The sequence below is a fragment of the Pseudomonas sp. SORT22 genome, from assembly GCF_018417635.1.
Taxonomy (GTDB): domain Bacteria; phylum Pseudomonadota; class Gammaproteobacteria; order Pseudomonadales; family Pseudomonadaceae; genus Aquipseudomonas.
This window is the reverse complement of sequence record NZ_CP071007.1, coordinates 1,448,709-1,471,248: the sequence shown is the minus strand read 5'-3', so window position 1 is coordinate 1,471,248 and position 22,540 is coordinate 1,448,709. Positions and strand designations below refer to the sequence as shown.

Sequence of the window (22,540 nt, the reverse complement as noted above, 5' to 3'; positions counted from 1 at the left end):
GGATACTGGACCCTGCCATGTTACGAATCACCGAACTGAAGCTGCCGCTGGATCATCCTGATGAAGCCCTGCGCGAGGCCATCGTGCAACGCCTTGGGATCAGCGACGAGCAACTGCTGGACTTCACCCTGTTCAAGCGCAGCTACGATGCGCGCAAGAAGAACAGCGAGCTGCTGTTCATCTACACCATCGACCTGCAGGCGAGCAACGAAGCCGAACTGCTGCAAAAGTTCGCCGACGATCACAACGTCAACGTCGCCCCCGATGTCAGCTACAAAGTGGTTGGCCAGGCACCTGCCGACCTGCAGGAGCGGCCCATTGTGGTCGGCTTCGGCCCGTGCGGGATCTTCGCCGGCCTGCTGCTGGCGCAGATGGGCTTCAAGCCGATCATCCTCGAGCGCGGCAAGGAAGTTCGCCAGCGCACCAAGGACACCTGGGGCCTGTGGCGCAAAAGCGTGCTCAATCCCGAGTCGAACGTGCAGTTCGGCGAAGGCGGCGCCGGGACCTTCTCCGACGGCAAGCTGTACAGCCAGATCAAGGACCCGCAGCACCACGGCCGCAAGGTATTGCACGAGTTCGTCAGAGCCGGTGCACCGGACGAGATCCTCTACGTCAGCAAGCCGCACATCGGTACCTTCCGCCTGACCGGCATGGTCGAAAACATGCGTCAGGAAATTCAGGCGCTGGGCGGCGAAGTACGCTTCGAACAGAAGGTCACCGACCTGTTGATGGACGACGGCCAGCTCAATGGCGTAGTCCTGGAAAGTGGCGAACAGCTGCACTCGCGCCACGTCGTCCTGGCCCTGGGCCACAGTGCCCGTGACACCTTCCGCATGCTGCACGCCCGTGGCGTGTTCATGGAAGCCAAGCCGTTCTCCATCGGTTTTCGGATCGAGCACCCGCAATCGCTGATCGACCAGGCGCGCCTGGGCAAGTATGCCGGCCACCCGAAACTCGGTGCAGCCGATTACAAGCTGGTGTACCACGCCAAGAACGGCCGTTCGGTCTACAGCTTCTGCATGTGCCCGGGCGGCACCGTGGTTGCCGCTACCAGCGAGCCGGGCCGGGTAGTCACCAACGGCATGAGCCAGTACTCGCGTAACGAGCGCAATGCCAACTCCGGTATTGTTGTCGGCATTACCCCCGAGCAGGACTACCCGGGTGGCCCGCTGGCCGGTATCGAGCTGCAGGAAAAACTCGAAGCCCACGCTTACGTGCTGGGCGGCAGCAACTACCAGGCACCTGCGCAGCTGGTCGGTGACTTCGTTGCCGGGCGGCCGTCCACCGCCATCGGCAGTGTCGAGCCGTCCTACAAACCGGGGGTGAACCTCGGCGACCTGGCGCCAAGCCTGCCGGATTTTGCCATCGAAGCCATTCGCGAAGCATTGCCAGCCTTCGATCGGCAGATCAAGGGCTACAACCTGCCAGACGCGGTGTTGACCGGGATCGAAACCCGCACCTCATCGCCGCTGCGCATCACCCGTGATGCCAGCATGCAGAGCCTGAACCTCAAGGGCCTGTTCCCGGCGGGTGAAGGTGCTGGTTATGCCGGCGGGATCCTTTCGGCAGGTGTCGACGGGATTCGCATTGCGGAAGCGGTGGCGCGCAGCATGCTCGGTCTGCAGGCCTGATTCATATCGCAACAAAGCCATCGCCGGCGTTGCCGGCGATGGGCTGCAAAGCAGCCCCGCCTTCAAACGCCCTCGCGCAACACCGACTCCGGCAACGCCTCACCGCGCTCGACACACGCCGTCACCGCCGCGATCATCCCCTCCAGCTGATACCCCTGCCCGCTCAACCAGTCCTGGTCATAGTAGGTAGTGGCGTAGCGATCGCCGCCGTCGCAGAGGATCGCCACGATCGAGCCGGCCTCCCCCGCCGCGCGCATGTGTTGCGCCGCCGCCAGGGCGCCGATCAGGTTGGTGCCGCTGGAGCCGCCGACCCGCCGACCCAGGCGCTGGGCCAGGTAATGCATGGCCGCCAGTGACAGGGCGTCCGGCACCTTGACCATGGCGTCAATCACCTGCGCCAGGAATGACGCCTCGACCCGCGGCCGGCCGATGCCTTCGATGCGCGAACCGCAGTCCAGGCGCAGCGAGCGGTCACCGGTCTTGTAGCAGTCGAAAAATACCGAGCGCTCGGCATCGGCGCACAACACTCGGGTGGCGTGCTGGCGATAACGCACGTAACGGCCCAGGGTCGCGGTAGTGCCACCGGTACCGGGGCTGGAAATCAGCCAGCTCGGTTCGGGGAATTGCTCGAAGCGCATCTGGGCAAAGATCGACTCGGCGATGTTGTTGTTCGCCCGCCAGTCGGTAGCGCGCTCGGCATAGGTGAACTGGTCCATGAAGTGTCCGCCGCTTTCCCGGGCCAGACGCTCGGACTCGGCGTAGATCTGCGTCGGATCCTGCACCAGGTGGCTCTGGCCACCATAGAAGGCGATCTGGGCGATCTTTTCCTGCGAGGTACTGGCCGGTACCACGGCAATGAAGGGCAGCCCAAGCAAGCGCGCAAAGTAGGCTTCGGAAATCGCCGTCGAGCCGCTCGACGCCTCGATCACCGGCGCGCCCGGACGCAACCAGCCGTTACACAGGGCATAAAGAAACAACGAACGCGCGAGCCGGTGCTTGAGGCTGCCGGTGGGGTGGCTCGACTCATCCTTGAAATACAGCTCGACCTCAGGAAACCCAGGCAGCGGCAGCGGGATCAGGTGGGTATCGGCGCTGCGCTGGAAGTCCGCTTCGATGATGCGGATGGCTTCACGGGCCCACTGGCGGTGATCGGTCATAGTCGATTCTCGGGCAAAAAGTTCGAAGTTCAGCAGAACATGTTAGGAAAATTCTGATAATTGCTACAGATACAGCCACGGTGAATTATCGACTGCAACTGCTAGGCTGCATGGCGTGAGTTGGTTACAGCTTATAACAAAAAAGAATATAGTTTTTGTTTTAAAGAATATCACCACAGGGTAGGGTGTGCCCCTATCAGAACCTTCAGGATGGAGAGCGCCCTTGCCCCTGCGTAGCACTTTCACTCGTTTCTTTCAGTTGGAAGCTGCCAGCGGTCTATTACTGATTGCTGCAGCTGCCCTGGCCTTGATCATCAACAACTCGCCCTTGTCGTACCTGTACAACGGCTTGCTGGATGTTCCCGTAGTCGCCCAGATTGGCGCGCTGAAAATCGCCAAGCCCCTGTTGTTATGGATCAACGACGGGCTGATGGCCCTGTTCTTTCTGCTGATTGGCCTGGAGGTCAAGCGCGAGGTGGTCGACGGGCATCTGTCCAAGCCTTCGCAGATCGTCTTGCCCGGCGCAGCCGCTATCGGCGGCATGGTGGTACCGGCGCTGATCTACTGGTTCCTCAACAAGGACAACCCGGCTGCCGTGGCTGGCTGGGCAATCCCCATGGCCACCGACATCGCCTTCGCTCTTGGCGTGCTGGCCTTGCTCGGCAAGCGCGTACCGGTTTCACTCAAGCTGTTCCTGATGACCCTGGCGATCATCGACGACCTGGGGGCGATCATCGTTATCGCCCTGTTCTACTCGGGTACCCTGTCGAGCCTGTCGCTGGGCCTGGCGGCAGCTTGCCTGCTGGTACTGATCGCGATGAACCGCATGGGCGTGGTCAAGCTTGGCCCGTACATGGTGGTCGGCCTGATCCTCTGGGTCTGCGTGCTCAAGAGCGGTGTGCACGCCACCCTGGCCGGTGTCACCCTGGCGCTGTGCATTCCGCTGCGCACCAAGAACGCCGAGCCTTCGCCGCTGCTGAGCCTGGAGCATGCCCTGCACCCCTGGGTTGCCTATGGCATCCTGCCGCTGTTCGCCTTCGCCAACGCCGGTGTGTCACTGGCCGGGGTCAGCCTCGAAAGCTTCACCCATCACGTGCCGATGGGCATTGCCGTAGGTTTGCTGGTGGGCAAGACCCTCGGCGTGTTCGGCTTCGCCTGGGTGATGATCAAGGCAGGCATGGCCGCCTTGCCGGCGGGTGCCAACTGGGGCCAGGTGCTGGGTGTGGCGATTCTCTGCGGCATCGGCTTCACCATGAGCCTGTTTGTCGGCTCCCTGGCCTTCGTGCCGGGTAGCAGCGAATACGCCGGCATGGACCGCATGGGCATTCTCACCGGCTCCATTCTGGCCGCGCTGATCGGCTATGGCATCACCGCGCTGTCGAGTCGCAAGCCCGTCACGGCCTGAGTCTCAAGGCAATAAAAAACCCCGACCGGCTTTGCCGAGTCGGGGTTTTTAATGGGTGGTGCAAAACTCAGTGAGTGACGCGACTGGTGCCGTCGACGGTCATGATCCGCACACGCTCGCCGACGCGGAAGATCTCGTTCTGCTGCACGGCCTGCACGTAGGCACGCATGCTGCCGTCATCTTCACGCACGGTGATTTCCACGCCTTGGGTGCGGGTCAGGCCTTCTTCGGCGGCGGAGCCTGCCAGGCCACCGGCCACGGCGCCGATCACGGCGGCAACGATACTGCCGCGGCCACCACCTACCGCACTGCCGGCGACGCCGCCGACGATGGCACCGGCGCCGCCGCCGATCGGGGTCTTGGTCCCTTCGATTTTTACCGGCCGCAGGGACTCGATGGTGCCCATGCGCACGGTCTGCACACGGCGCGCTTCATCACGGGAGTACGAATCGCCGGTCAGGCTCGAGGCACAACCACCAAGCAGCAGCGACATTGTGGTGAAGCTTGCCACCAGCAGAACAGATTTACGCATTGGATGATCTCCGTAAGACAGATGCTCATTAGACTCCGCGCATTGACGACTGTCACGACACATGCGGGGTAAAATTGCTTCCATTCAGCTTCCGTACAGCCTGTTGCTATCGGGGCAGCCTGTAGAAACTTCTAGCGCAAGGATAGACATGGATTACTTCATCGTCGTCATAACCACCGTGGCAGGCTTGTACTTCCACTGGTGGATCTACGTTCGCATCAAGCGCTGGATGGACCGTGACCTGGCCTTGTCGCTGGCAGGCCAGGACGAAGGCAAGAAAGCCTTCATGCTACAACGTCTGGACAGCGCCAAGGCGCAAAAGGTCAAACGCAGTGAACTGGCGGCCTGGCTGGAACGCGAGGCCGCCGGTTACCAGGCCGATTAAGGCGCGAGGCGCTCACGCAGCCAGTTACCTTGCTGCAAGCGATAGTTGAGGCGGTCGTGCAGGCGGCTGGCGCGGCCCTGCCAGAACTCGATGCGCTCGGGTAGCAGGCGGTAGCCACCCCAGTGCTCCGGGCAGTGTGGCTGGTTGTCGCTAAAGCGCTGTTCGGTGGCCTTGACCAGGCCCTCGAGCTCGGCGCGGTTGGCGATCACCCGGCTCTGCGGTGAGGCCCAGGCGCCCAGGCGGCTGCCCAGCGGGCGCACCTGGTAATACTCGTCCGATTCTTGCGGGCTGACCTTGACCACCCGGCCCTCAATACGCACCTGACGCTCCAGCGCCGGCCAGAAGAAGGTCATGGCCGCGAACGGGTTGGCCAGCAGCTGCTGGCCCTTGGCGCTGTCGTAGTTGGTGAAGAAGGTAAAACCCTCCTCGTCCAGGCCCTTGAGCAGGACGATCCGGCAATGCGGGCGGCCTTCGCTATCCACCGTCGCCAGGGTCATGGCGTTGGCTTCCACCGGTGGCTGCTCGGTGTTCAGGGCATCATCGAACCATTGACGAAACAACGCGAACGGCTGCGCCGGAGCCTGGGCTTCGGTCAGGCCATCGCGGGTGTAATCGCGGCGCATATCGGCCAGGGACTGGGTCATTACTGCGTTCCTTGACGATCAGTTGGTCTTCGCAGGGCTGGTGTTGGCGGCGACTTTTTTCGCCGCCGGTGCCGCCGCCTTCTTCGCCGCAGGCTTGGCGGCAGGCTTCTTGGCAGCGGCCTTGGCCGGCGCGGCTTTCTTGGCCACAGTGGCCTTTTTCGCTGGGGCCTTGGCTGCAGGCTTGGCAGCCGGTTTCGCAGCAGCCTTGGCCGGAGCCTTGGCATCCTGTACGGCAACCAGTTCGGCCGGGCTCGGGGTTGGCTGCTTGTACTTGGCCAGCAGGGCAACCATAGTGTTCTGCGGGGTGAGTACCAGTTCAACGCGACGGTTCAAGGCACGGCCTTCAACGCTGTCGTTGGCTGCACGCGGCATTTGCGAGCCCATGCCGCGCAGCATCAGGCGATCTCGCTCCAGGCCGCTGAGGCGGAAGATCGCCGCCACGGAACCGGCGCGCTCCTGGCTGAGTTTGGTGTTGGCGGCGGCAACACCGCTGGTGTCGGCATGCCCCAGGACCAGCACGGCAGTCTGCTTGTCGGCCTCGACGGCTTTGGCTACGCGAGTGATCGGGCCGAGGGTGACCGGCAGCAGCATCGCTGGGCGATCCGGGTTGTAGGAGCTGTCGACCGGCACGGTCACGACCAATACGTCTTCACGGCGCTCGACTTCGAACTTGCTGTCCTTGATCGCTTCGCGCAGCTTTGGCTCGTAGCTGTCGAGCCAGGCCTGGGTGGCCTTGTGGTCGATTTTCGGTACGGCAGCGGTCTTGCCCTTGGCGTCGTCACCAAACGGCCACCACCAGCGGCTGGCGCTTTCCGACTTGGCGTCGGCCTTGGCGACTTTTTCGGTGACCACTTCCTTAACTTCCTTGTCGACGACCTGGTCCGAGCCAAACGGCCACCAGTTGAAGCCGGCATCTGCGGCGCCATCTTTCTGAGGATGCTGCGCGCAGCCGGTCACGGCCAGGCACAGGGCGAGAGCTAAGGATTTATGCGAAGACATCAGCGATACACCATGAAAATGAAAGAAATTTGGCCCAGCAATGCAGGGCTTTGGAATTCAGAATAGCCAAAGGGTTCAGGCCCCATGGGGGTTAACCGATCAAAGGCAGCTGGCCAATACCCGCACCAGCTTCTGCGCCCGAGGGTCCATGAGCACGTAAGGGCCCAGGGTATTGGTAACAAAACCAAAGGAAACATCGTGTTCCGGATCGGCAAAGCCCACCGAACCGCCCGCCCCCGGGTGACCGAAGGCGCGCGCGCCCAGACCAAAGGTCGCGTTGGCGACGCTCGGCTGGTCAAGCATGCAGCCAAGACCGAAACGGGTCGAGGTCAGCAAAGTCCGATCCTGGCCAAGGCTGTGCTCGCGGGTCAGCTCATCGAGCAGCTCCGACTCCAGCAAACCGCCATCGAGCAGGCCTGCGTAGAAACCGGCGAGGCTGCGGGCGTTGCCGTGGCCGTTGGCCGCCGGTTGCTGCATGCGCCGCCACTCGGGTTTGTTGACGCTGGTAAGCATCCCCGGCGGGTTGGTAAAGGCCCGGGTCGACAGGGCTTGCGGCTCGCGCAGGGTGACCTGGAGCAGGCGCTGGGCCGCCTCGTCGCCCATGTTGCCTTTGCTGCGGGCGATATGCGCAACGCGGGGGAAGTCTTCTTCGCCAAGGCCGATATGAAAGTCCAGGCCCAGCGGCCTGGCCGTGCGGGCAACGATCGATTCGCCTGGCTCGCGGCCATCGGCACGGCGAATCAGTTCGCCGATCAACCAGCCAAAGGTAATGGCCGCATAGCCGTGGGCCGTACCCGGGGTCCACCACGGTGATTCGCCAGCCAGTGCCTGGACCATGGCGTGCCAGTCGTAGAGGGCTTCGGCCGGCATCAGCTCACGCAGGGCCGGCACACCGGCGCGATGGCTGAGCAGTTGCCGCAAGGTGATCGATTGCTTGTCGGCCTGGGCGAACTCCGGCCAGTACCGCGCCACCGGCGCATCCAGGGCCAGCTTGCCTTCGCCGACCAGCTGCAGGGCGGTTACGGCGGTGAACATCTTGGTGCAGGAGAACAGGTTGGCAATGGTATCGCTGTGCCAGGCCTCGGCGCCGTCTTTATCGGCGCTGCCGGCCCAGAGGTCGATGACGGTTTCGCCGCCAACCTGGATGCACAGCGCCGCGCCACGCTCCTGAGGATCGTCGAACAGCGCCGCAAAGGCTTCACGTACCGCTTCAAACTTAAGCTCGTAATGACCCTGAATCTGCACCCAGCAACTCCCGCGAAACCGGCTTATCAAATGGCTGTGCATTGTTTCAGCCTGCGCACGATTTGGGAACAGACAGAAGCCGGGCGGTGCATGCCCGGCAGCAGGTGTCAGGGAGTCTTCGGCGCTTTTTCCGGGGTCACCAGGGTTTTACCGAACTGTTCCTGGGTTTGCAGATTGCTCCTGCGCACGCCGTCGACAAAGCCCTGGAACGGTACATCGGTAATGCCGACCAGGCCGAAATGGCCGTTCTCGCCATCGAGCAGGCGCCCGCTGGCAGGTTGGTCGAGGTACTGGAACCAGTGCACACCGACGATTGACGGTTCATCCAGCGCGGCCTTGATGAAGCTGGCATAGGCCGGCGCCCTGCCCTCTTCCTTGGCCACCTCCATCGGCCCCGGCCAGAACGGGCCACGGTCGCGGGAACCGAACTGGAACTCGGAGACCAGCACCGGCTTGTCCAGCGCCTTGAGCTGGTTGAAGTCGTAGCCGTCCTGCGGTTTGGGCGTGTAGAAATTGAAGCTGATGACGTCGCAGTACTCGGCACAGGCGCCGACTGCTTCCGGGGTGCTCACGGCATAACGGCCGCCAAGCAACAGATGATTGGGCGCATGCCACTTCAGCGAGTCGGAAATGGTCTTGAAATAGGTTTCGGCGAAGACTTTCTGGAAGTATTTGAAGTCGGCCTCGATTTCCGGGTGCTCAGGGCTTGGCAGCGGCGGTTCGAACCCTGGGTCTTCCATCAGCTCCCAAGCGGGCAGATCGATGCCCCAGGCCTTGGACAGGCCGGCCTGGTTGCGGTACTTGTCGCGCAACTGCTTGAGGAAGGCACGCTTGGCCGGTACATCGGTGGTCAGGCGCAAGGTGCCGTAGGCCAGGGCGTAGCGGGCCTTGGGATCGTCACCGGGGGCGGCCCAGGCCAGCTCGTTGTCGGCAAAGTAGCCGATCAGCCAGGGGTCGTCGCGGTGATCGCGGGCGGCAATCGCCACCGCACGCTCGGTGGCCATGGCAAAGCGCGGGTCGAACGGGTCAGGCATGCCGCCCCACCAGTCCATGCCGGTGCTGATGCTGGTGTAGTCACCAACGATCGACAGCGGCAAGGTGTACGGCATGCGATTGGCCTGGCCAAGCGTCGGCTCGCTCCAGTTGCCCAGGGTATTGAAGCCCCAGGCTTGCAGGCGGTCGAGGGTGTGGCCCTGCCAGCGCTGCTTGTCGAAGCTGGCGGGTGGACAGTCCACCGCCGCGCCTTTGTCACTGGCCGCCACCGGCGTGCATGGGGTGGAGTGGCTGCGCTCGATGTTGGCGGCATAGAAGTCGAACCAGCGCCCCTGGTTGAAGTTGCGACCACGGGCCGAGCCATTGCCGTCGTTGTTGTTGCCTTCACCGTAGAACTGCGCCAGCGCCTCACCTGCTTGCGGCAGTGCGCTGAACATGCTCTCGCGCCCTGCCACATAGGTGCGGCCACCGTCGGCTGCCACGGTGTTGACGCCCAGGGAATAGAACGGATGGCCTTCGGGGGTCACCAGGTACCAGCGACCTTCGCGTTTCTCGGTGCGAAAGAAGCCCTTGGCCTCGAACGCCGGGCCTTCGCTGATGCCACCGAACTTGTCGAGCTTGAGCTTGCTGCGTTCGCTCAGCCAGCCTTTGAGCTGCAGCTGTTCGCGGCCGGCGGCGGCCTTGAGCTGGTCATCGCTGACGATCTTTTCCGGCCAGCGACCGCGGGTCGACTGGCCATAGCCGTCGATCAGGCCGGTGTACACGGCCTTTTGCAGTTGCTCGTCATCCTGGGTGCCGACGCGCTCGATGAGGATGCTCTGGGCGACGTTGGGCTTGTTCATCGACAAGGTCACCGACACCACCTGCTTGAGATCGACCTCGCCAGCGCTGCTGGTCAGCAGTACCCGCTGGCCCTCGTGCACCCAAGGCATCGGCGGCCCGGCGCGCATGCCCTGGCTCAGCGGCGAACTGGCCTTGAGCGGTACATAGACGGTTTGCGCCGGGCCCGCCGGCAGGTCGATGCGGCTGGTGAGGGTCTTGCCGTCGCTGCTTAGCACCGTGACATCGACGGTCAGCGCCCAGTCCATGGCACTTTGCAGACGCAAGGTCAGGGCCGTGGCGCTGGACCAGTCCCAGGCCCCGGCCTGCGGAGTCAGGCGCAGCTTGGGCTGCGCCACCGGGTTGAACACCACGCGGCGCAGCACCTCGCCCTCGGCCGTCTGCTCTGCATTGTACTGCGGCAGGCTGGCATCTTCGGTCAGCACATTGACCACGGCGGCCGGGCGAACGAAGCTGAACAGCGTCTGTTGCCCAGCCAGCAGCGGCGTGCTGAACAACAGTGCGAATACGGCAGGCAAGGTACGGCGAATCATAGGGCTGGAGCTCTCCTTGAGGGCCCATGGGGCCTTGAACTGAGTGATAGACAACGCCCGGAGCATTGCGCTCCGGGTTTTCAGGAAATTTCCCGGCGAAACGGTGGCAACGCATTGAGAATAGCCTTGCCGTAGCGCTGGGTGACCACCCGCCGGTCAAGCAGGGTGATGGTGCCGCGGTCCTCTTCGGTGCGCAGCAGCCGCCCGCAGGCCTGGATCAGCCGCAACGAGGCGTCCGGCACGGCGATCTCCATGAACGGGTTGCCGCCACGGGCCTCGATCCATTCGGCCAGGGCGGCTTCGACCGGGTCATCCGGCACGGCGAAAGGAATCTTGGCGATCACCACGTGCTCGCAATATGCGCCCGGCAGGTCGACGCCTTCGGCGAAGCTGGCGAGGCCGAACAGCACGCTGGAATCACCGCCATCGACCCGCGCCTTGTGCTTGTTGAGAGTTTCCTGCTTGGACAGGTTGCCCTGGATGAACACCTGCTTGCGCCAGTCGCGGTCCAGGCCATCGAACACGTCCTGCATCTGCTTGCGCGAGGAAAACAGCACCAGCGAACCGCGCGAGCCTTCCACCAGCTCCGGCAGGTCGCGGATGATCGCCGCGGTGTGGGCGGCGGCATCGCGCGGGTCGGCACGCAGGTCTGGCACCCGCAGCACGCCGGCGTCAACGTGGTGGAAGGGGCTCGGCACAACACTGGTAACGGCGGTCTTGGGCAGCCCGGCACGCATGCGAAAACGATCGAACTTGCCCAGTGCCGTCAGAGTCGCCGAGGTCACCAGGGCGCCGTGGGCGACGTTCCACAGGTTGCGCCGAAGCATTTCGGCGGCAAGGATCGGGCTGGCATTGACCTCGATATCGAACAACGCGCCGCTTTCGGCCAGGGTCAGCCAGCGGGCCATGGGCGGGCTGTCTTCCGGGTCTTCGGCGGTGAAGGCGGTCCACAACTCCCAGTTGCCCTGGGCGCGCATCAGCAGGCTGCCGAACAGCGGGTACCACTCCTCGGCCTGATGGCTGGCGATGCCGATATTGACCTCGCCATCCATGCCTTCCTTGAGCAGCTCGGTCAGGCGGGTGAACAGGTCGCTGAGGCGCGAAAAGCCCTTTTTCAGCTCGATGCCCATCTCGCGCATGTGCTCAGGCACCACGCCGCCTTCGAAACGATGACGAGGCCGCTCACGGCCTTCCATGTCTTCGCCCGGGCGGAAATCGGCAACCTGCTCGCAGGCGCTGAACATGAACTGCTGCTGGGCCTTGATCTCACGGGCCAGCTCCGGCACCTGCTCGATAAATTTGCCCAGGTCGCCCGGCAGCGGATGCTGGGCCAGCAGCTTGGTCAGGTTCTTGGCGGTTTGCTCGAGCCAGTCGGCAGTCGAGCGCAAACGGGTGTAATGGGCGAAATGGCCGATGGCCTTGTCGGGCAGGTGGTGGCCTTCGTCGAATACATAGATGGTGTCGCGCGGGTCCGGCAGCACGGCGCCGCCGCCCAGGGCCAGGTCGGCGAGAACCATGTCGTGGTTGGTGACGATTACATCGACCTTGCCCATGCCTTCGCGGGCCTTGTAGAAGGTGCACTGGCCGAAGTTCGGGCAATGGCGCCCGGTGCACTGGCTGTGGTCGGTGGTCAGGCGCGCCCAGTCCTGGTCTTCCAGAGCCTGGGGCCAGCTGTCACGATCGCCATCCCAGCGGTTGCCGGCGAGCTTTTCGATCATGCTGGTAAAGAGCTTCTGGCTGGCCTCGTCGACCTCGATCCGGAAGCCTTCTTCCTCGAACAGCTGGGCAGTGGCCGATTGCGCCTGGCCTTCCTGCAGCAGCACGTCGAGTTTCGACAGGCACAAGTAGCGGCCACGGCCCTTGGCCAGGGCGAAGCTGAAATTGAGGCCGCTGTTGCGCATCAGGTCGGGCAGGTCCTTGAAGACGATCTGCTCCTGCAGGGCAACCGTGGCGGTGGCGATCACCAGGCGCTTGCCGGCCGCCTTGGCCGCCGGAATCGAGGCCAGGCTGTAGGCCACTGTCTTGCCAGTACCGGTGCCGGCCTCGACCGCGACCACCGCTGGTTCACCGACGCGCCGGCCTTCGTCGTCACAGTCGATATCGCCGAGCACCTTGGCCACTTCGGCAATCATCAGACGCTGGCCGTAGCGCGGCTTGAGGCTCTTGGCTTCGAGAAAACGCGAATAGGCGCCCTGAATCGTGGTTTTGAGTTCGTTGCTGATCATGGTGTCGGGCGCCCGAAGGGCTGGATAAATTTTCAGTGTTTCGATTGGGTCGCTATCATACCCCGCTATTGCCCTTTGCGCCGAATGGAGATCCCCATGCCCGTCTTTGCCCTGTCTTACAGCCTGCATGTTCTGGCCGCCCTGGTGTGGGTCGGGGGGATGTTCTTTGCCTGGCTGATCCTGCGCCCGGCGGCGGTTGCAGCCCTGGAAGGCCCCGCTCGCCTACGCCTGTGGGTAGAAGTGTTTCAGCGTTTTTTTGGCTGGGTATGGATCGCAATCGCGGTGCTGGCGATCAGCGGCATGTTAATGGTCAACACCCGTTTTGCCAGCTTCGAGACCACGCCACGGCATGTCCAGGTGATGATCGGCGGTGCAATTGCGATGTTTGCCGTGTTCTTTCGTGTCCAGTCGTTGCTGTACCCGGAACTGCGCCAGGCGGTGCAGGCTGAGGACTGGCCGGCGGGTGCGGCGGTGATGGCGAGGATTCGGCGGATGGTCGGGCTTAACCTGGTGCTGGGGATTGCGGTGGTGTTGTCGGGTGGGGTGCTGTGGTGAACCAGGTCAAGGGGCTGCTTTGCAGCCCGTCGCCGGCAAAGCCGGCTCCAACAGGGGCCGGCGCGTGCTTTTACAGGCGCTGCAAGATCAACTCTCCAACTGCACCCGCCGCTCCCGGCTGACCCGCAGCCCCAGGTTTGCCTGCCGCACCACCCGCAGTGCTGTACACCAGGCAGCCCTTGCTTGCGCCACCGGCCCCCGGCTTGCCGGCTGCACCCGCCACGCCTGGCGCACCGCCATCAAGCTGGACCACGATGCGCTCAGCAGGAAAACCTGCCGGCAACGCCAGCCGCACCCGGCCACCCGGCGCGCCGTCATGGCCATTGCCACCGTTGTCGCCATTGGCGCCGCGGCTGGCCTGGCCCCAGGTGCAGCCCCCCGGCTTGCCATTGGCGCCATCAAGGCCGACATAACCCGGCGCACCGGCGCCGCCACGGGCATCAATGGCCAGGGTCGAGGCTTTGAGCTCATGCAGTTGCAATTCCAGGTTGCGCCCGGCCTTTGCCGCTTTTTCGTAAGTGCCCGGGGCACCATGGGCAACGATCTGGCTGCCCTCGCCGAAGCTGGCCCGTTGCACTTCAAGCTGCAGGGTGGTTTCGGCCGGCACGATGGCAATTCGCGCCTCCTGGCCCAGGTGCAACTCATCGATCCTGAGATCGACCAGGCTGGCGGGCAGCACCAGGGTGGCGGAATCAGCAACCTCCAGGCGCTGCAAATGCACGACGCTGGCCTTGTTTGGCAGGCGCAGCACCGAATGGGCCGCCACGCTGATGGCGTCGGCCAGGGCCAGAGGGCTGAACAATGCAGCCAGAATGATCAATTTACGCATTAGCAGCTTCCTTGCGGGGTGCCGGAATTGAAAGAACATGAAAAATACCGACCAGCAGGATCTGCAAGCGATCGAACCAACGATGGCTGCGCTCACGCAGGCAACCATTGAACATCAATACTTCCAGCAAGTGCAGGCCAAGCAGGGCGGCACCGGCGGCATTGATCAGCAGGTGGAAGGGGTGCTCCAGCGGTATCAGCAAATTGACCAGTACCACCCACCAGAACACCACGGTCAGGGCCTTGGCCAGCCCCAGTAACCCTTGCATAGGCGCCCCCCGTTGTTATTTTTCGGTGGCGATGCCAGGGGTGCTGGCATCGCCTGCAACAGTAACGGCTGACACGCTCCTTGTGCCAGTCCTTGTGTCAGTGGCCCGATCAATTAAGGTGCAGTTCCACCCTGCGGTTCTGCGCCCGCCCGGCATCAGTGTCGTTATCGGCAACCGGCTGGCTTTCACCCTGGCCCTGGCTGGTGACCTTGGCGGGCGACAGGCCCTGGCTGATCAGGTACTCGGCAACACTGCTGGCTCGCCGTTCGGACAGCGCCTGGTTGTAGGCGTCCGAGCCCTGGCTGTCGGTATGGCCGACGACTTTGACGCTGGTTACATTGGCGCCATTGAGCTTGCTGGTCAGCGCCTGCAACTGCTGTTGGGCCGCGCTGGTCAACTGCGCCGAGTCAAAGGCGAACATCACCGCGCCCTGGTCGCTGAGGGTAATCACTTCCGAGGTCGGTGCAGGCTCCGGCGCTTTCTGGCTCGCTGGGTATTGCGGCAGCGGGCAACCGGTATGGCTGACCGGGGTGTTGGCCGGCGTGTCGGGGCAGAGGTCGCGACGGTCGAACACGCCGTCTTCATCCTCGTCACCGTCCTGGGCATAACAGATCAGGCCGCCGGCAATCGCGCCGGCAGCACCGGCACCGGCTGCCCAGGCGGAACTTTCGATGGCACCCAGACCGCCACCGACCAGACCGCCAAGCAGGCTGCAGATAGGCCAGGTCCTTTGATTGAGTGGGGCGCTGCCATCGCTGTGGGTCGCACAACCGGAGAGCAGGCTTGCGGCCAGAAGGACCGGCAGTGTGGCCTTGAAGAGAACACTCATGAGAATTGCTCCTGTGTCACCGGCCTCTACCGGTCACACAGGAGTAAAGACCGGCCTGCGGTACTTCTCAAGCCGCAGGCCGCTGGCGCTTCAGCGCTCGATGCGAATTTCCGTACGACGGTTCTGCGCCCGGCCATCGGCAGTGGCGTTGTCGGCAACCGGCTGGGTCTCACCGGCACCGCGCACCGAGACGAAGCTGGCACGTGGCACGCCGCTCTCGATCAGGTATTCGGTGACCGAATGCGCGCGGCGCTCCGAGAGTTTCTGGTTATAGGCATCGGAGCCTTTGCTGTCGGTGTGGCCAGTGACACTCAAGCGCGCGCTCGCCGCTTCGTTTTTCAGGCGCGTGGCAATGGTATTGAGGCGCTCCTTGTCGGTTGCGGTCAGCTTGGCCGAATCGAACTCGAAGTGAACATCGCGAATGACAATGACCTCTTCCTTGACCACGGCGACTTCTTCGACCACGGCGACAGGCTCCGGCGGGCATCCGTTTGCATCGACCTGCACGCCACGTGGCGTGCCCGGGCACTTGTCGCGGCTGTCCGGCACGCCATCGCCGTCTTCGTCGCCATCGCCGTGGGCCCAGCAGTAACCGGCGGCCATGCCCGCGCCAAGCAGCGCGCCCCAGCCTGCCCAGCTGGAGCTCTCGATAGCGCCCAGGGCTGCGCCGCCTACGCCCCCGACGGCAGCACACTTCGGCCAGTCGGTTTTTTGCAAACCTGCACAACCAGTCAACACGCTGGTTAGCAGAACCAGAGGTAATGCTGTGCGTACTATGCTCATTTTGTTGCATCTCCTAGGGGGAATCGGTGCAAAACCGATGCTCTGGGAGTAAAGACCGCCTCATTGATATCCGCCAGCAATAGGCCATGATGCGGCGCCGCGGCACTATGCCAAGTGGCGCCAGACCGTTAGTCTTGCCCCATCTGACCGAGGATTCCCGATGATGGACGGTTTTTCCCAGCGCACCCCGCAACAGGCCCTGGCCGCCCTGCTTGATCGCTATGCGCCACAACGCCTGCTATTGATAGGTGAGCGCTTTCCGGCTCTGGAGGCTTTCGCCCAGGCGCACCCGCAGGCGCAAATCGCCGTGGCCAACCCCGGCGCTCTGCCGGCCGAGCTTGCGGCGCAACGCTTCGACCTGGCGCTGCTGGTCGATTGCCTCGAGCACCTGAGCAAACGCGATGGCCTGCAATTGCTCGGCGGCATCCGCAACCTCAATGCCAGCCGCGTGGCGGTGCTGGCCGACCTGAGCGCCTGCGATTGGCAAGAAACCGACTTCTTCGCCCTGGCCCTGCAAGCCAGTGAAAAATTCCAACGCGATGCGCAGGTTTTGAACCTGTTCACCTATGATCTACGTGAATACAAACAGGTCCCGGACTGGCTCAATGCCAAGTTCTGGGCCAACCCGGAAAATTTTGGCAAGTACTGGTGGTGAAGCAATGAGTGTCTCGGTTTGTCCTTGCGGTAGCGGCGATCTGCTCGATACCTGCTGCGGGCATTATCACGCTGGGCTCCCCGCCCCCGACGCGCAGACCCTGATGCGTTCGCGCTACAGCGCCTACGTGCTGGGGCTGGTCGACTATCTGGTGACCACCACCCTGCCAGCGCAGCAAGCCGGGCTCGACCGCGAGGCGATCCGCAACTGGAGCCAGCAGAGCACCTGGCTGGGCCTTGAAGTCGAAGGCGCCGAGGTGTTCGGCGGCAAGCCCGAACATGCCTTTGTCACCTTTACCGCTCGCTGGCACGACAGCGATGGCGAGCATTGCCATCGCGAACGCTCGGCCTTCGTGCAGAACCACGGCCGCTGGTACTTCATTGACCCGACCGTCGGCCTCAAGGTCACGCGCAACGATCCCTGCCCATGCGAAAGCGGGCAGAAGTTCAAGAAGTGCTGCTCCAGTTACCTGGGTAGCTGAGCTGATGGCCCGCCTGCTGCTGATCAGCGTTCTGCTCCTGCAACTGGCGGGCTGCGCCAGCTGGCTGGACAGCGACTACCAGGACCCACAGGTGCATCTGCTCAAGGTTGAACCGCTGAAGATGCGCCTGCTGCAGCAGGAATTCGTACTGCATGTCCAGGTCGACAACCCCAACGACAGCCGCCTGTTCATCCGTTACCTGGGCTACAAGGTGCTGATCAACGACCTGCCGTTGACCGAAGGCGAGGCCAGCCTGTGGCGCAGTGTCGGCCCGCACGCGCGGCGCATCTTCAAGATCCCGGTGCGCACCAACCTCTGGCAGCAGGTCAAACCCCTGGCCAAACTGCTCAAAGGCAGCGAAGGCCCACTGCGCTATCGCCTGGAAGGTGAGATGAGCAGCGGATTATTCTTCGCCCGCGACCTGCACTTGTCGCGCAGTGGTGAGATAATTCCCGGCGATCTTATTCCGGAGTAACCCAAGATGACCCAGCAACCCCATGTCCATGGCCCTGACTGCAACCACGATCATGATCATCACGACCATGACCATGGCCATGTACACGGCCCGCACTGCAACCACGGCCACCAGGAGCCGGTGCGCAACGCCCTGAAGGACGTCGGCCGCAACGATCCGTGCCCATGCGGCAGCAGCAAGAAGTTCAAGAAGTGCCACGGCGCCTGATCGCGGCCTTTTGCTAGTGGTCGGCGCTTGCGCAGTACGCCGGCGCGACCGCTAGCTCCCCTGCCGGCCCGACGCCTCGTCAGCTGGTGAAAATAAAGGCTGCGCCCCGCTTGCATGGTGTGATCGCGCTCACTAACGTAGCGCCTTTTACCGCCACGCCCTGCAGGAGCCTGATCATGGCCGCGCCAGCCCTTCCCCCTTTTACCCCCCGGTTCGGCGTAGCCGCTGCGATGCTCGGGCTGCTCAGCCTGGGTGGCTGCCAGATGGCCGGCCAGCGCGACAGCGTGCTGCCTGCCACGGGCGTGCAACCGCTCAAAGGCCTGGCACAAAATGTGTCGGTGCGCCGCAACGCCCTGGGCATGCCGCTGATCGAATCGAACAACTTCCACGACGCGCTGTTCGCCCTGGGCTATATCCACGCCGGTGACCGCATCGGGCAGATGGTTGGCATGCGCCTGCTGGCTCAAGGCCGGCTGGCGGAAATGGCCGGTGCCGACGTGCTGGAAGTCGACCGCCTGATGCGCGCGGCCAACCTCAAGGCCAGCGCCAACCAGCTGTATGCCGATGCCTCGCCACGCCTCAAGCGTTTCTTCGAGGTGTATGCCCGTGGCGTCAACGCTTATATGTTCCGCTACCGCGACAAGCTGCCGGCACCATTGGCGCAAAGCGGCTACCGTCCGGAATACTGGAAGCCCGAGGACTCGGCGCTGATCTTCTGCCTGTACAACTTCAGCCAGTCGGTCAACCTGCAGGAAGAACTCGCAGCCCTGGGCCTGGCGCAAAAAGTCGGTACCGACAAACTGGCCTGGCTGCTGCCAAGCTACCCTGACGAACCGCTGGCGCTGAGCGAAACCGACAAGCTCAAAGGCCTGAACCTGAACAGCCAGCTCGCGGGCCTGGCACCGTTGACCGCAGTCAGCGAGCAACTGGCCGCACTCAACCTGCTCGGCAGCGCCGGCTCGAGCAACTGGGCGATTGCCCCGCAGCGCAGCCGCAGCGGCAAGAGCCTGATGGCCAGCGATACCCTTGGTGCCTGGGCGATGAGCCCGGTGCAGATCCGTTCGCCCAAGTACCAGGCCGCTGGCGTATCCATCGCCGGCCTGCCGCTGGTGCTTTCAGGCTACAACGGCAAGCTGGCCTGGAGCGCCAGCGCGGTGATGGCCGACAACCAGGACCTGTTCCTGGAAAAACTGCGCAAGGAAGGCAGCCGCCTGATGTACCAGGCCGACGGTAAATGGCTGCCAGCCCAGGCCCGCAACGAAACCTTCTTCATCAAGGGCCAGCGCCCGCTGCGTGAAACCCTGTACGACACCCGCCACGGCACCCTGCTCGGCCAGCCGCAGAACGCCAGCCTGGGCCTGGCCCTGCGCATGCCCGAGCTCAAGGGCGACCAGAGCCTGGATGCGTTCTTCAACCTGTCGCGGGCGCAGAATGTCGAGCGCGCCTTCGACAACACCCGCGAGATTGGCGCTGCGGCGCTGAACTTCGTATTTGCCGACGCCAGCAATATCGGCTGGCAGGTCAGCGGGCGCTTCCCCAACCGCCGCGAGGGCCAGGGCCTGCTGCCGTCGCCGGGCTGGGACGGTCGCTACGACTGGGACGGCTACGCCGACCCGATGCTCCACCCCTACGACCAGGACCCGCCCCAAGGCTGGATCGGCAATGCCAACCAGCGCAGCGTGCCCAAAGGCTATGGCATGCAGCTGTCCAACAGCTGGTACTACCCCGAGCGTGCCGAGCGCCTGGCGCAACTGGCCGGCAACGGCAAGCACGACAGCCGCAGCCTGATGCTGATGCAAAGCGACCAGACCACGCTGTTTGCCGACAAGCTGAAGAAAATGTTCCAAGCCCCCGGCATGGCCCAACCGCTGAAGCAGGCAATCGACGCCCTGCCTGCCGAGCAACGGACCAAGGCACGCGAAGCCTACACCCGGTTGATGGCCTTCGACGGCCGACTGAGCACCACCTCGGCAGATGCCGCCCTGTACCAACTGTTCCTGCAGGAAAGCGCCAAGCTGACCTTCCTCGACGAGCTCGGCCCTGAATCCAGCCCGAGCTGGCAGGCTTTTGTCGGTAACGCCCGGCTGTCGTACTCGGCCCAGGCCGACCACTTGCTCGGCCGCGAAGACAGCCCGTTCTGGGACGATCAGAACACCGCGCAAAAAGAAGACAAGCCGGCCATTCTCGCCCGCAGCCTGGCAGCAGCAATCACTGCCGGCGAAGCGCAACTGGGCAATAATCAGCGCGCCTGGCAATGGGGCAAACTGCACCAGTACCGCTGGCCGGCGCCGACTTTTCATGGCCTGGGTGACGCGGTCAGTCGCGGCCCGCTGGCCACGGGCGGCGACCACAGCACCCTGAACCTTGCGCCCTACGCCTGGGGCAAGGACTTCAACGCACAACTGGCACCGTCGCTGCGCATGGTGGTGGACTTCGGCCAGATTGAACCGCTGCAACTGCAAAGCAGTAGCGGCCAGTCCGGCAACCCGGCCAGCCCGCACTTTGCCGATGGCCTGGATGCCTGGTTCAAGGGCCGCTACATGAGCCTGCCGCTGCAACCACAAAACTTCGACCGCGCCTACGGCAACAAGCGCCTGACCCTGGTACCGGACAGGTAAAACCGCGCAATCCGCACGCGCAGCCGGTGCAATGCCGGCTGCGCTGATCCATATCAACAGCCCCCGCCGACAAATCCCTTACAACGAAACTGAGGCAGGTTTCGTTACCTGCCTCTGCCTGATGAACCATAAAAACGATTGCAGCCCTGCGCCCAGGGGACCACCCCAGGCCAGGTGACTAAAGGAATAATGCAATGGCATCTGCCTTCTCCCGTCTGGCCCTGGTGGCCACGACCGTGTTCTCGTTCTCCGTATTCGCCAGCGAACCGCCCCCGGCAGCGGCGGCCGACAGCGAACTGCTTGCCCGAGGCAAATACATCGCCCAGCTCGGCGACTGCATTGCTTGCCACACCGCACCGCAAGCACCGGAAATGGCCGGTGGCCTGCAGCTGAAAACGCCGATGGGCACCATCTACTCAAGCAACATCACCCCCGACCCGGACACTGGCATCGGCCGCTACAGCTTCGAGCAGTTCGACAAGGCCATGCGCGAAGGCGTGACCCCGGACGGCACCAACCTGTACCCGGCAATGCCCTACCCGTCCTACGCGAAAATGAGCGAAGCGGACATGCGCGCCCTGTACGCCTACCTGATGCAGGGCGTGACGCCGATCAGCCAGTCCAACCAGGAAGCGGACATGAGCTGGCCGTTCAACATGCGCTGGGGCCTGTCGCTGTGGAACTTCGCCTTCGTCGACAGCGAGCCCTTCGAGCCCGATCCCGCCAAGGACGAAGTGCTCAATCGGGGCGCCTACCTGGTGCAGGGCCTGGGCCATTGTGGTGCCTGCCATACCCCACGCGGCATCGCCTTCCAGGAAAAGGCCATGAGCGACGCCGGCCGCAGCGGCAAGCACTTCCTCGCCGGTGAAACCGTAGAGCACTGGCAGGCCCTGAGCCTGCGCAACCTGTGGACCGTGCAAGACACCGTGCAATTGCTCAAGACCGGGCAGAACCGCTTCGCCACGGTGTCGGGCAACATGGCCGACGTCATTCATCACAGTACCCAGCACTTCAGCGACGGCGACCTGGTGGCCATCGCCAGCTACCTGAAATCGCTGCCGCCGGGCAAGGATGACCTGCCGATGCCGGATATCCCGCTGGCCGCAGCCGTCGCCCCGGATGACCTGTTCAGCAGCCGCGGCGGCCTGGGCTACACCCAGTTCTGCAGCGATTGCCACCGCCCGGACGGGCGTGGGGTCCCGGGCCTGTTCCCGCCACTGGCCGGCAACCCAAGCATCGCCTCGACCAACCCGACCTCGCTGCTGCACATCACCCTCACCGGCTGGGAAACCGCGCAAACCGCCACCCATTCGCGGGTCTACACCATGCCCGGCTTCGCCCGCCTGGCCGATCAAGAGATCGCCGAGATCCTCACCTTCGTGCGCGGTCGCTGGGGCAACAACAGCTCGCCGATCACTGCCAAGCAGGTGAAAACCCTGCGTGACCAGCTCAACCCGCAGACCACCGACTCCAGCGCCTTTGAAACCCCGCGCCTGGCCAACCTGCTCGCCGCAGCCAACGCCGAGCAGGTGATCCGCGGCATGCGCTTGCACCTGCAAACCCGCGAGCTGTTGCCGGACAACGTCGGCAACGCGCTGAACTGCACCAGTTGCCACCTCAACGCCGGTACCGTGGCCGACGGCTCGCCGTTTGTCGGCGTCTCGGCGTTCTTCCCCAGCTACGCTCCGCGGGCGGGCAAGGAAGTCACCCTTGAAGAGCGCATCAACGGCTGCTTCCGGCGTTCGATGAACGGCAAGCCGATACCGCCGCAATCGGCGGACATGCAGGCGATGGTGGCCTATTTCGACTGGATGAAGATGAACACCCAGCCGGGCGACAAGGTGGCCGGGCGCGGGGTCGGCAAGATCGACACAGCGATCAAGCCAGACCTGGACAACGGCAAGCAGGTGTATGCCGAGCAGTGCGCGGTGTGCCATGGCAGCAATGGCGAGGGCCTGGCCCGAGAAGACGGCAGCCTGGTGTACCCGCCGCTGTGGGGCGATCAGTCGTTCAACATCGGCGCCGGCATGGCCCGCACCTATACCGCCGCAGCGTTCGTCAAACGCAACATGCCGATCGGCTTTCACGAGAAATTCCCCCTGGGCCAGGGCGGCTTGAGTGACCAGGAGGCAGTGGACGTCGCGGCCTGGTTCTCGCAACAGCCACGGCCGGACTTCCCGGACAAGGTCAAGGACTGGCCCAACGGCGGCAAGCCGGTGGATGCGCGATACTGAGGCTGTTCGGGGCCGCG

Annotated in this window: 21 protein-coding genes; 10 read left to right on the top strand and 11 right to left on the bottom strand. The window is 63.8% G+C overall.

What is annotated here, in order from left to right; translation table 11 throughout:
• Positions 1–17: 17 nt before the first annotated feature.
• Positions 18–1,631 carry an NAD(P)/FAD-dependent oxidoreductase gene (locus JYG36_RS06910; protein ID WP_045197811.1) on the top strand — a complete coding sequence of 538 codons (1,614 nt, stop codon included), beginning with the start codon at positions 18–20 and terminating at the stop codon, positions 1,629–1,631.
• Between the two features lie 62 nt (positions 1,632–1,693).
• Here JYG36_RS06910 and JYG36_RS06905 read toward each other — a convergent pair whose 3' ends face one another.
• Positions 1,694–2,788, bottom strand: coding sequence for a PLP-dependent cysteine synthase family protein (locus JYG36_RS06905; RefSeq protein ID WP_045197810.1), 1,095 nt, complete (start codon positions 2,786–2,788; stop codon positions 1,694–1,696).
• 223 nt (positions 2,789–3,011) lie between these two features.
• Here JYG36_RS06905 and nhaA point away from each other — a divergent pair, with 223 nt between their 5' ends.
• Entirely contained in the window at positions 3,012–4,193 is a 1,182-nt protein-coding gene (gene nhaA / locus JYG36_RS06900; protein ID WP_093380192.1) for a Na+/H+ antiporter NhaA, read from the top strand.
• 67 nt (positions 4,194–4,260) lie between these two features.
• On the opposite strand, the gene JYG36_RS06895 is transcribed toward nhaA, so the two are convergent.
• Positions 4,261–4,725, bottom strand: a complete 465-nt coding sequence (locus JYG36_RS06895; RefSeq protein WP_010221079.1) for an outer membrane lipoprotein — start codon at positions 4,723–4,725, stop codon at positions 4,261–4,263.
• Positions 4,726–4,873: 148 nt separating this feature from the next.
• Here JYG36_RS06895 and JYG36_RS06890 point away from each other — a divergent pair, with 148 nt between their 5' ends.
• Positions 4,874–5,110: a hypothetical protein gene (locus tag JYG36_RS06890; RefSeq protein WP_038999159.1), complete on the top strand. Its 237-nt coding sequence runs from the start codon at positions 4,874–4,876 to the stop codon at positions 5,108–5,110.
• Here JYG36_RS06890 and pdxH read toward each other — a convergent pair.
• The 5 genes from pdxH to dinG form a co-directional block, all read right to left on the bottom strand.
• Complete coding sequence (gene pdxH / locus JYG36_RS06885) at positions 5,107–5,754, bottom strand: pyridoxamine 5'-phosphate oxidase (RefSeq protein WP_045197804.1); 648 nt, start codon at positions 5,752–5,754, stop codon at positions 5,107–5,109. The two genes, JYG36_RS06890 and pdxH, sit on opposite strands and share 4 nt — an antisense overlap.
• Positions 5,755–5,772: 18 nt before the next feature.
• A complete protein-coding gene (locus JYG36_RS06880) occupies positions 5,773–6,753 on the bottom strand; it encodes an OmpA family protein (RefSeq protein ID WP_045197802.1) in 981 nt (326 codons plus the stop codon).
• Positions 6,754–6,852: 99 nt separating this feature from the next.
• The gene (locus tag JYG36_RS06875) at positions 6,853–7,998 is read right to left on the bottom strand and encodes a serine hydrolase domain-containing protein (RefSeq protein WP_213603451.1); all 1,146 of its coding nucleotides are present in this window, start codon (positions 7,996–7,998) and stop codon (positions 6,853–6,855) included.
• Between the two features lie 107 nt (positions 7,999–8,105).
• A complete protein-coding gene (locus JYG36_RS06870) occupies positions 8,106–10,364 on the bottom strand; it encodes a beta-galactosidase (protein ID WP_093380183.1) in 2,259 nt (752 codons plus the stop codon).
• Positions 10,365–10,444: 80 nt separating this feature from the next.
• On the bottom strand, positions 10,445–12,589 hold the full coding sequence (gene dinG / locus JYG36_RS06865) for an ATP-dependent DNA helicase DinG (RefSeq protein WP_045197794.1): 2,145 nt from the start codon (positions 12,587–12,589) through the stop codon (positions 10,445–10,447).
• Positions 12,590–12,685: 96 nt separating this feature from the next.
• Between dinG and JYG36_RS06860 the strand changes: the two genes are divergently transcribed.
• Positions 12,686–13,144 carry a CopD family protein gene (locus JYG36_RS06860; protein WP_213603449.1) on the top strand — a complete coding sequence of 153 codons (459 nt, stop codon included), beginning with the start codon at positions 12,686–12,688 and terminating at the stop codon, positions 13,142–13,144.
• 70 nt (positions 13,145–13,214) lie between these two features.
• Here the strand turns inward: JYG36_RS06860 and JYG36_RS06855 are convergent, their stop codons facing one another.
• The 4 genes from JYG36_RS06855 to JYG36_RS06840 form a co-directional block, all read right to left on the bottom strand.
• On the bottom strand, positions 13,215–13,973 hold the full coding sequence (locus JYG36_RS06855; RefSeq protein ID WP_213603447.1) for a collagen-like protein: 759 nt from the start codon (positions 13,971–13,973) through the stop codon (positions 13,215–13,217).
• On the bottom strand, positions 13,966–14,241 hold the full coding sequence (locus JYG36_RS06850; protein ID WP_045197789.1) for a DUF1145 domain-containing protein: 276 nt from the start codon (positions 14,239–14,241) through the stop codon (positions 13,966–13,968). The genes JYG36_RS06855 and JYG36_RS06850 overlap by 8 nt, the downstream gene beginning before the upstream one ends.
• Positions 14,242–14,350: 109 nt before the next feature.
• The gene (locus JYG36_RS06845; protein WP_093380174.1) at positions 14,351–15,070 is read right to left on the bottom strand and encodes a PA1041 family peptidoglycan-binding anchor lipoprotein; all 720 of its coding nucleotides are present in this window, start codon (positions 15,068–15,070) and stop codon (positions 14,351–14,353) included.
• Between the two features lie 90 nt (positions 15,071–15,160).
• Positions 15,161–15,853 carry a PA1041 family peptidoglycan-binding anchor lipoprotein gene (locus JYG36_RS06840; protein WP_045197785.1) on the bottom strand — a complete coding sequence of 231 codons (693 nt, stop codon included), beginning with the start codon at positions 15,851–15,853 and terminating at the stop codon, positions 15,161–15,163.
• A gap of 160 nt (positions 15,854–16,013) precedes the next feature.
• Between JYG36_RS06840 and JYG36_RS06835 the strand changes: the two genes are divergently transcribed.
• The 6 genes from JYG36_RS06835 (at position 16,014) to JYG36_RS06810 (ending at position 22,523) form a co-directional block, all read left to right on the top strand.
• The gene (locus tag JYG36_RS06835; protein ID WP_093380171.1) at positions 16,014–16,508 is read left to right on the top strand and encodes a DUF6231 family protein; all 495 of its coding nucleotides are present in this window, start codon (positions 16,014–16,016) and stop codon (positions 16,506–16,508) included.
• Between the two features lie 4 nt (positions 16,509–16,512).
• Positions 16,513–16,989, top strand: a complete 477-nt coding sequence (locus tag JYG36_RS06830) for a YchJ family protein (protein WP_093380168.1) — start codon at positions 16,513–16,515, stop codon at positions 16,987–16,989.
• A 4-nt stretch (positions 16,990–16,993) separates the two neighbouring features.
• Positions 16,994–17,464, top strand: a complete 471-nt coding sequence (locus JYG36_RS06825) for an LEA/WHy family protein (RefSeq protein ID WP_093380165.1) — start codon at positions 16,994–16,996, stop codon at positions 17,462–17,464.
• Between the two features lie 6 nt (positions 17,465–17,470).
• Entirely contained in the window at positions 17,471–17,671 is a 201-nt protein-coding gene (locus tag JYG36_RS06820) for an SEC-C metal-binding domain-containing protein (RefSeq protein ID WP_010221064.1), read from the top strand.
• A gap of 176 nt (positions 17,672–17,847) precedes the next feature.
• Positions 17,848–20,289, top strand: coding sequence for a penicillin acylase family protein (locus JYG36_RS06815; RefSeq protein ID WP_213603446.1), 2,442 nt, complete (start codon positions 17,848–17,850; stop codon positions 20,287–20,289).
• Positions 20,290–20,483: 194 nt separating this feature from the next.
• Complete coding sequence (locus JYG36_RS06810; RefSeq protein ID WP_213603445.1) at positions 20,484–22,523, top strand: c-type cytochrome; 2,040 nt, start codon at positions 20,484–20,486, stop codon at positions 22,521–22,523.
• Positions 22,524–22,540 lie beyond the last annotated feature (17 nt).

What these genes read in the sequence shown, in the direction of transcription:
- JYG36_RS06855 (WP_213603447.1), bottom strand. Translation starts at nt 13,973, where the DNA reads ATGCGTAAATTGATCATTCTGGCTGCATTGTTCAGCCCTCTGGCCCTG.
- JYG36_RS06835 (WP_093380171.1), top strand. Translation starts at nt 16,014, where the DNA reads ATGATGGACGGTTTTTCCCAGCGCACCCCGCAACAGGCCCTGGCCGCC.
- JYG36_RS06880 (WP_045197802.1), bottom strand. Translation starts at nt 6,753, where the DNA reads ATGTCTTCGCATAAATCCTTAGCTCTCGCCCTGTGCCTGGCCGTGACC.
- pdxH (WP_045197804.1), bottom strand. Translation starts at nt 5,754, where the DNA reads ATGACCCAGTCCCTGGCCGATATGCGCCGCGATTACACCCGCGATGGC.
- JYG36_RS06890 (WP_038999159.1), top strand. Translation starts at nt 4,874, where the DNA reads ATGGATTACTTCATCGTCGTCATAACCACCGTGGCAGGCTTGTACTTC.
- JYG36_RS06870 (WP_093380183.1), bottom strand. Translation starts at nt 10,364, where the DNA reads ATGATTCGCCGTACCTTGCCTGCCGTATTCGCACTGTTGTTCAGCACG.
- JYG36_RS06830 (WP_093380168.1), top strand. Translation starts at nt 16,513, where the DNA reads ATGAGTGTCTCGGTTTGTCCTTGCGGTAGCGGCGATCTGCTCGATACC.
- JYG36_RS06910 (WP_045197811.1), top strand. Translation starts at nt 18, where the DNA reads ATGTTACGAATCACCGAACTGAAGCTGCCGCTGGATCATCCTGATGAA.
- JYG36_RS06850 (WP_045197789.1), bottom strand. Translation starts at nt 14,241, where the DNA reads ATGCAAGGGTTACTGGGGCTGGCCAAGGCCCTGACCGTGGTGTTCTGG.
- JYG36_RS06820 (WP_010221064.1), top strand. Translation starts at nt 17,471, where the DNA reads ATGACCCAGCAACCCCATGTCCATGGCCCTGACTGCAACCACGATCAT.
- JYG36_RS06845 (WP_093380174.1), bottom strand. Translation starts at nt 15,070, where the DNA reads ATGAGTGTTCTCTTCAAGGCCACACTGCCGGTCCTTCTGGCCGCAAGC.
- JYG36_RS06905 (WP_045197810.1), bottom strand. Translation starts at nt 2,788, where the DNA reads ATGACCGATCACCGCCAGTGGGCCCGTGAAGCCATCCGCATCATCGAA.
- JYG36_RS06825 (WP_093380165.1), top strand. Translation starts at nt 16,994, where the DNA reads ATGGCCCGCCTGCTGCTGATCAGCGTTCTGCTCCTGCAACTGGCGGGC.
- dinG (WP_045197794.1), bottom strand. Translation starts at nt 12,589, where the DNA reads ATGATCAGCAACGAACTCAAAACCACGATTCAGGGCGCCTATTCGCGT.
- JYG36_RS06815 (WP_213603446.1), top strand. Translation starts at nt 17,848, where the DNA reads ATGGCCGCGCCAGCCCTTCCCCCTTTTACCCCCCGGTTCGGCGTAGCC.
- JYG36_RS06840 (WP_045197785.1), bottom strand. Translation starts at nt 15,853, where the DNA reads ATGAGCATAGTACGCACAGCATTACCTCTGGTTCTGCTAACCAGCGTG.
- JYG36_RS06810 (WP_213603445.1), top strand. Translation starts at nt 20,484, where the DNA reads ATGGCATCTGCCTTCTCCCGTCTGGCCCTGGTGGCCACGACCGTGTTC.
- JYG36_RS06860 (WP_213603449.1), top strand. Translation starts at nt 12,686, where the DNA reads ATGCCCGTCTTTGCCCTGTCTTACAGCCTGCATGTTCTGGCCGCCCTG.
- JYG36_RS06895 (WP_010221079.1), bottom strand. Translation starts at nt 4,725, where the DNA reads ATGCGTAAATCTGTTCTGCTGGTGGCAAGCTTCACCACAATGTCGCTG.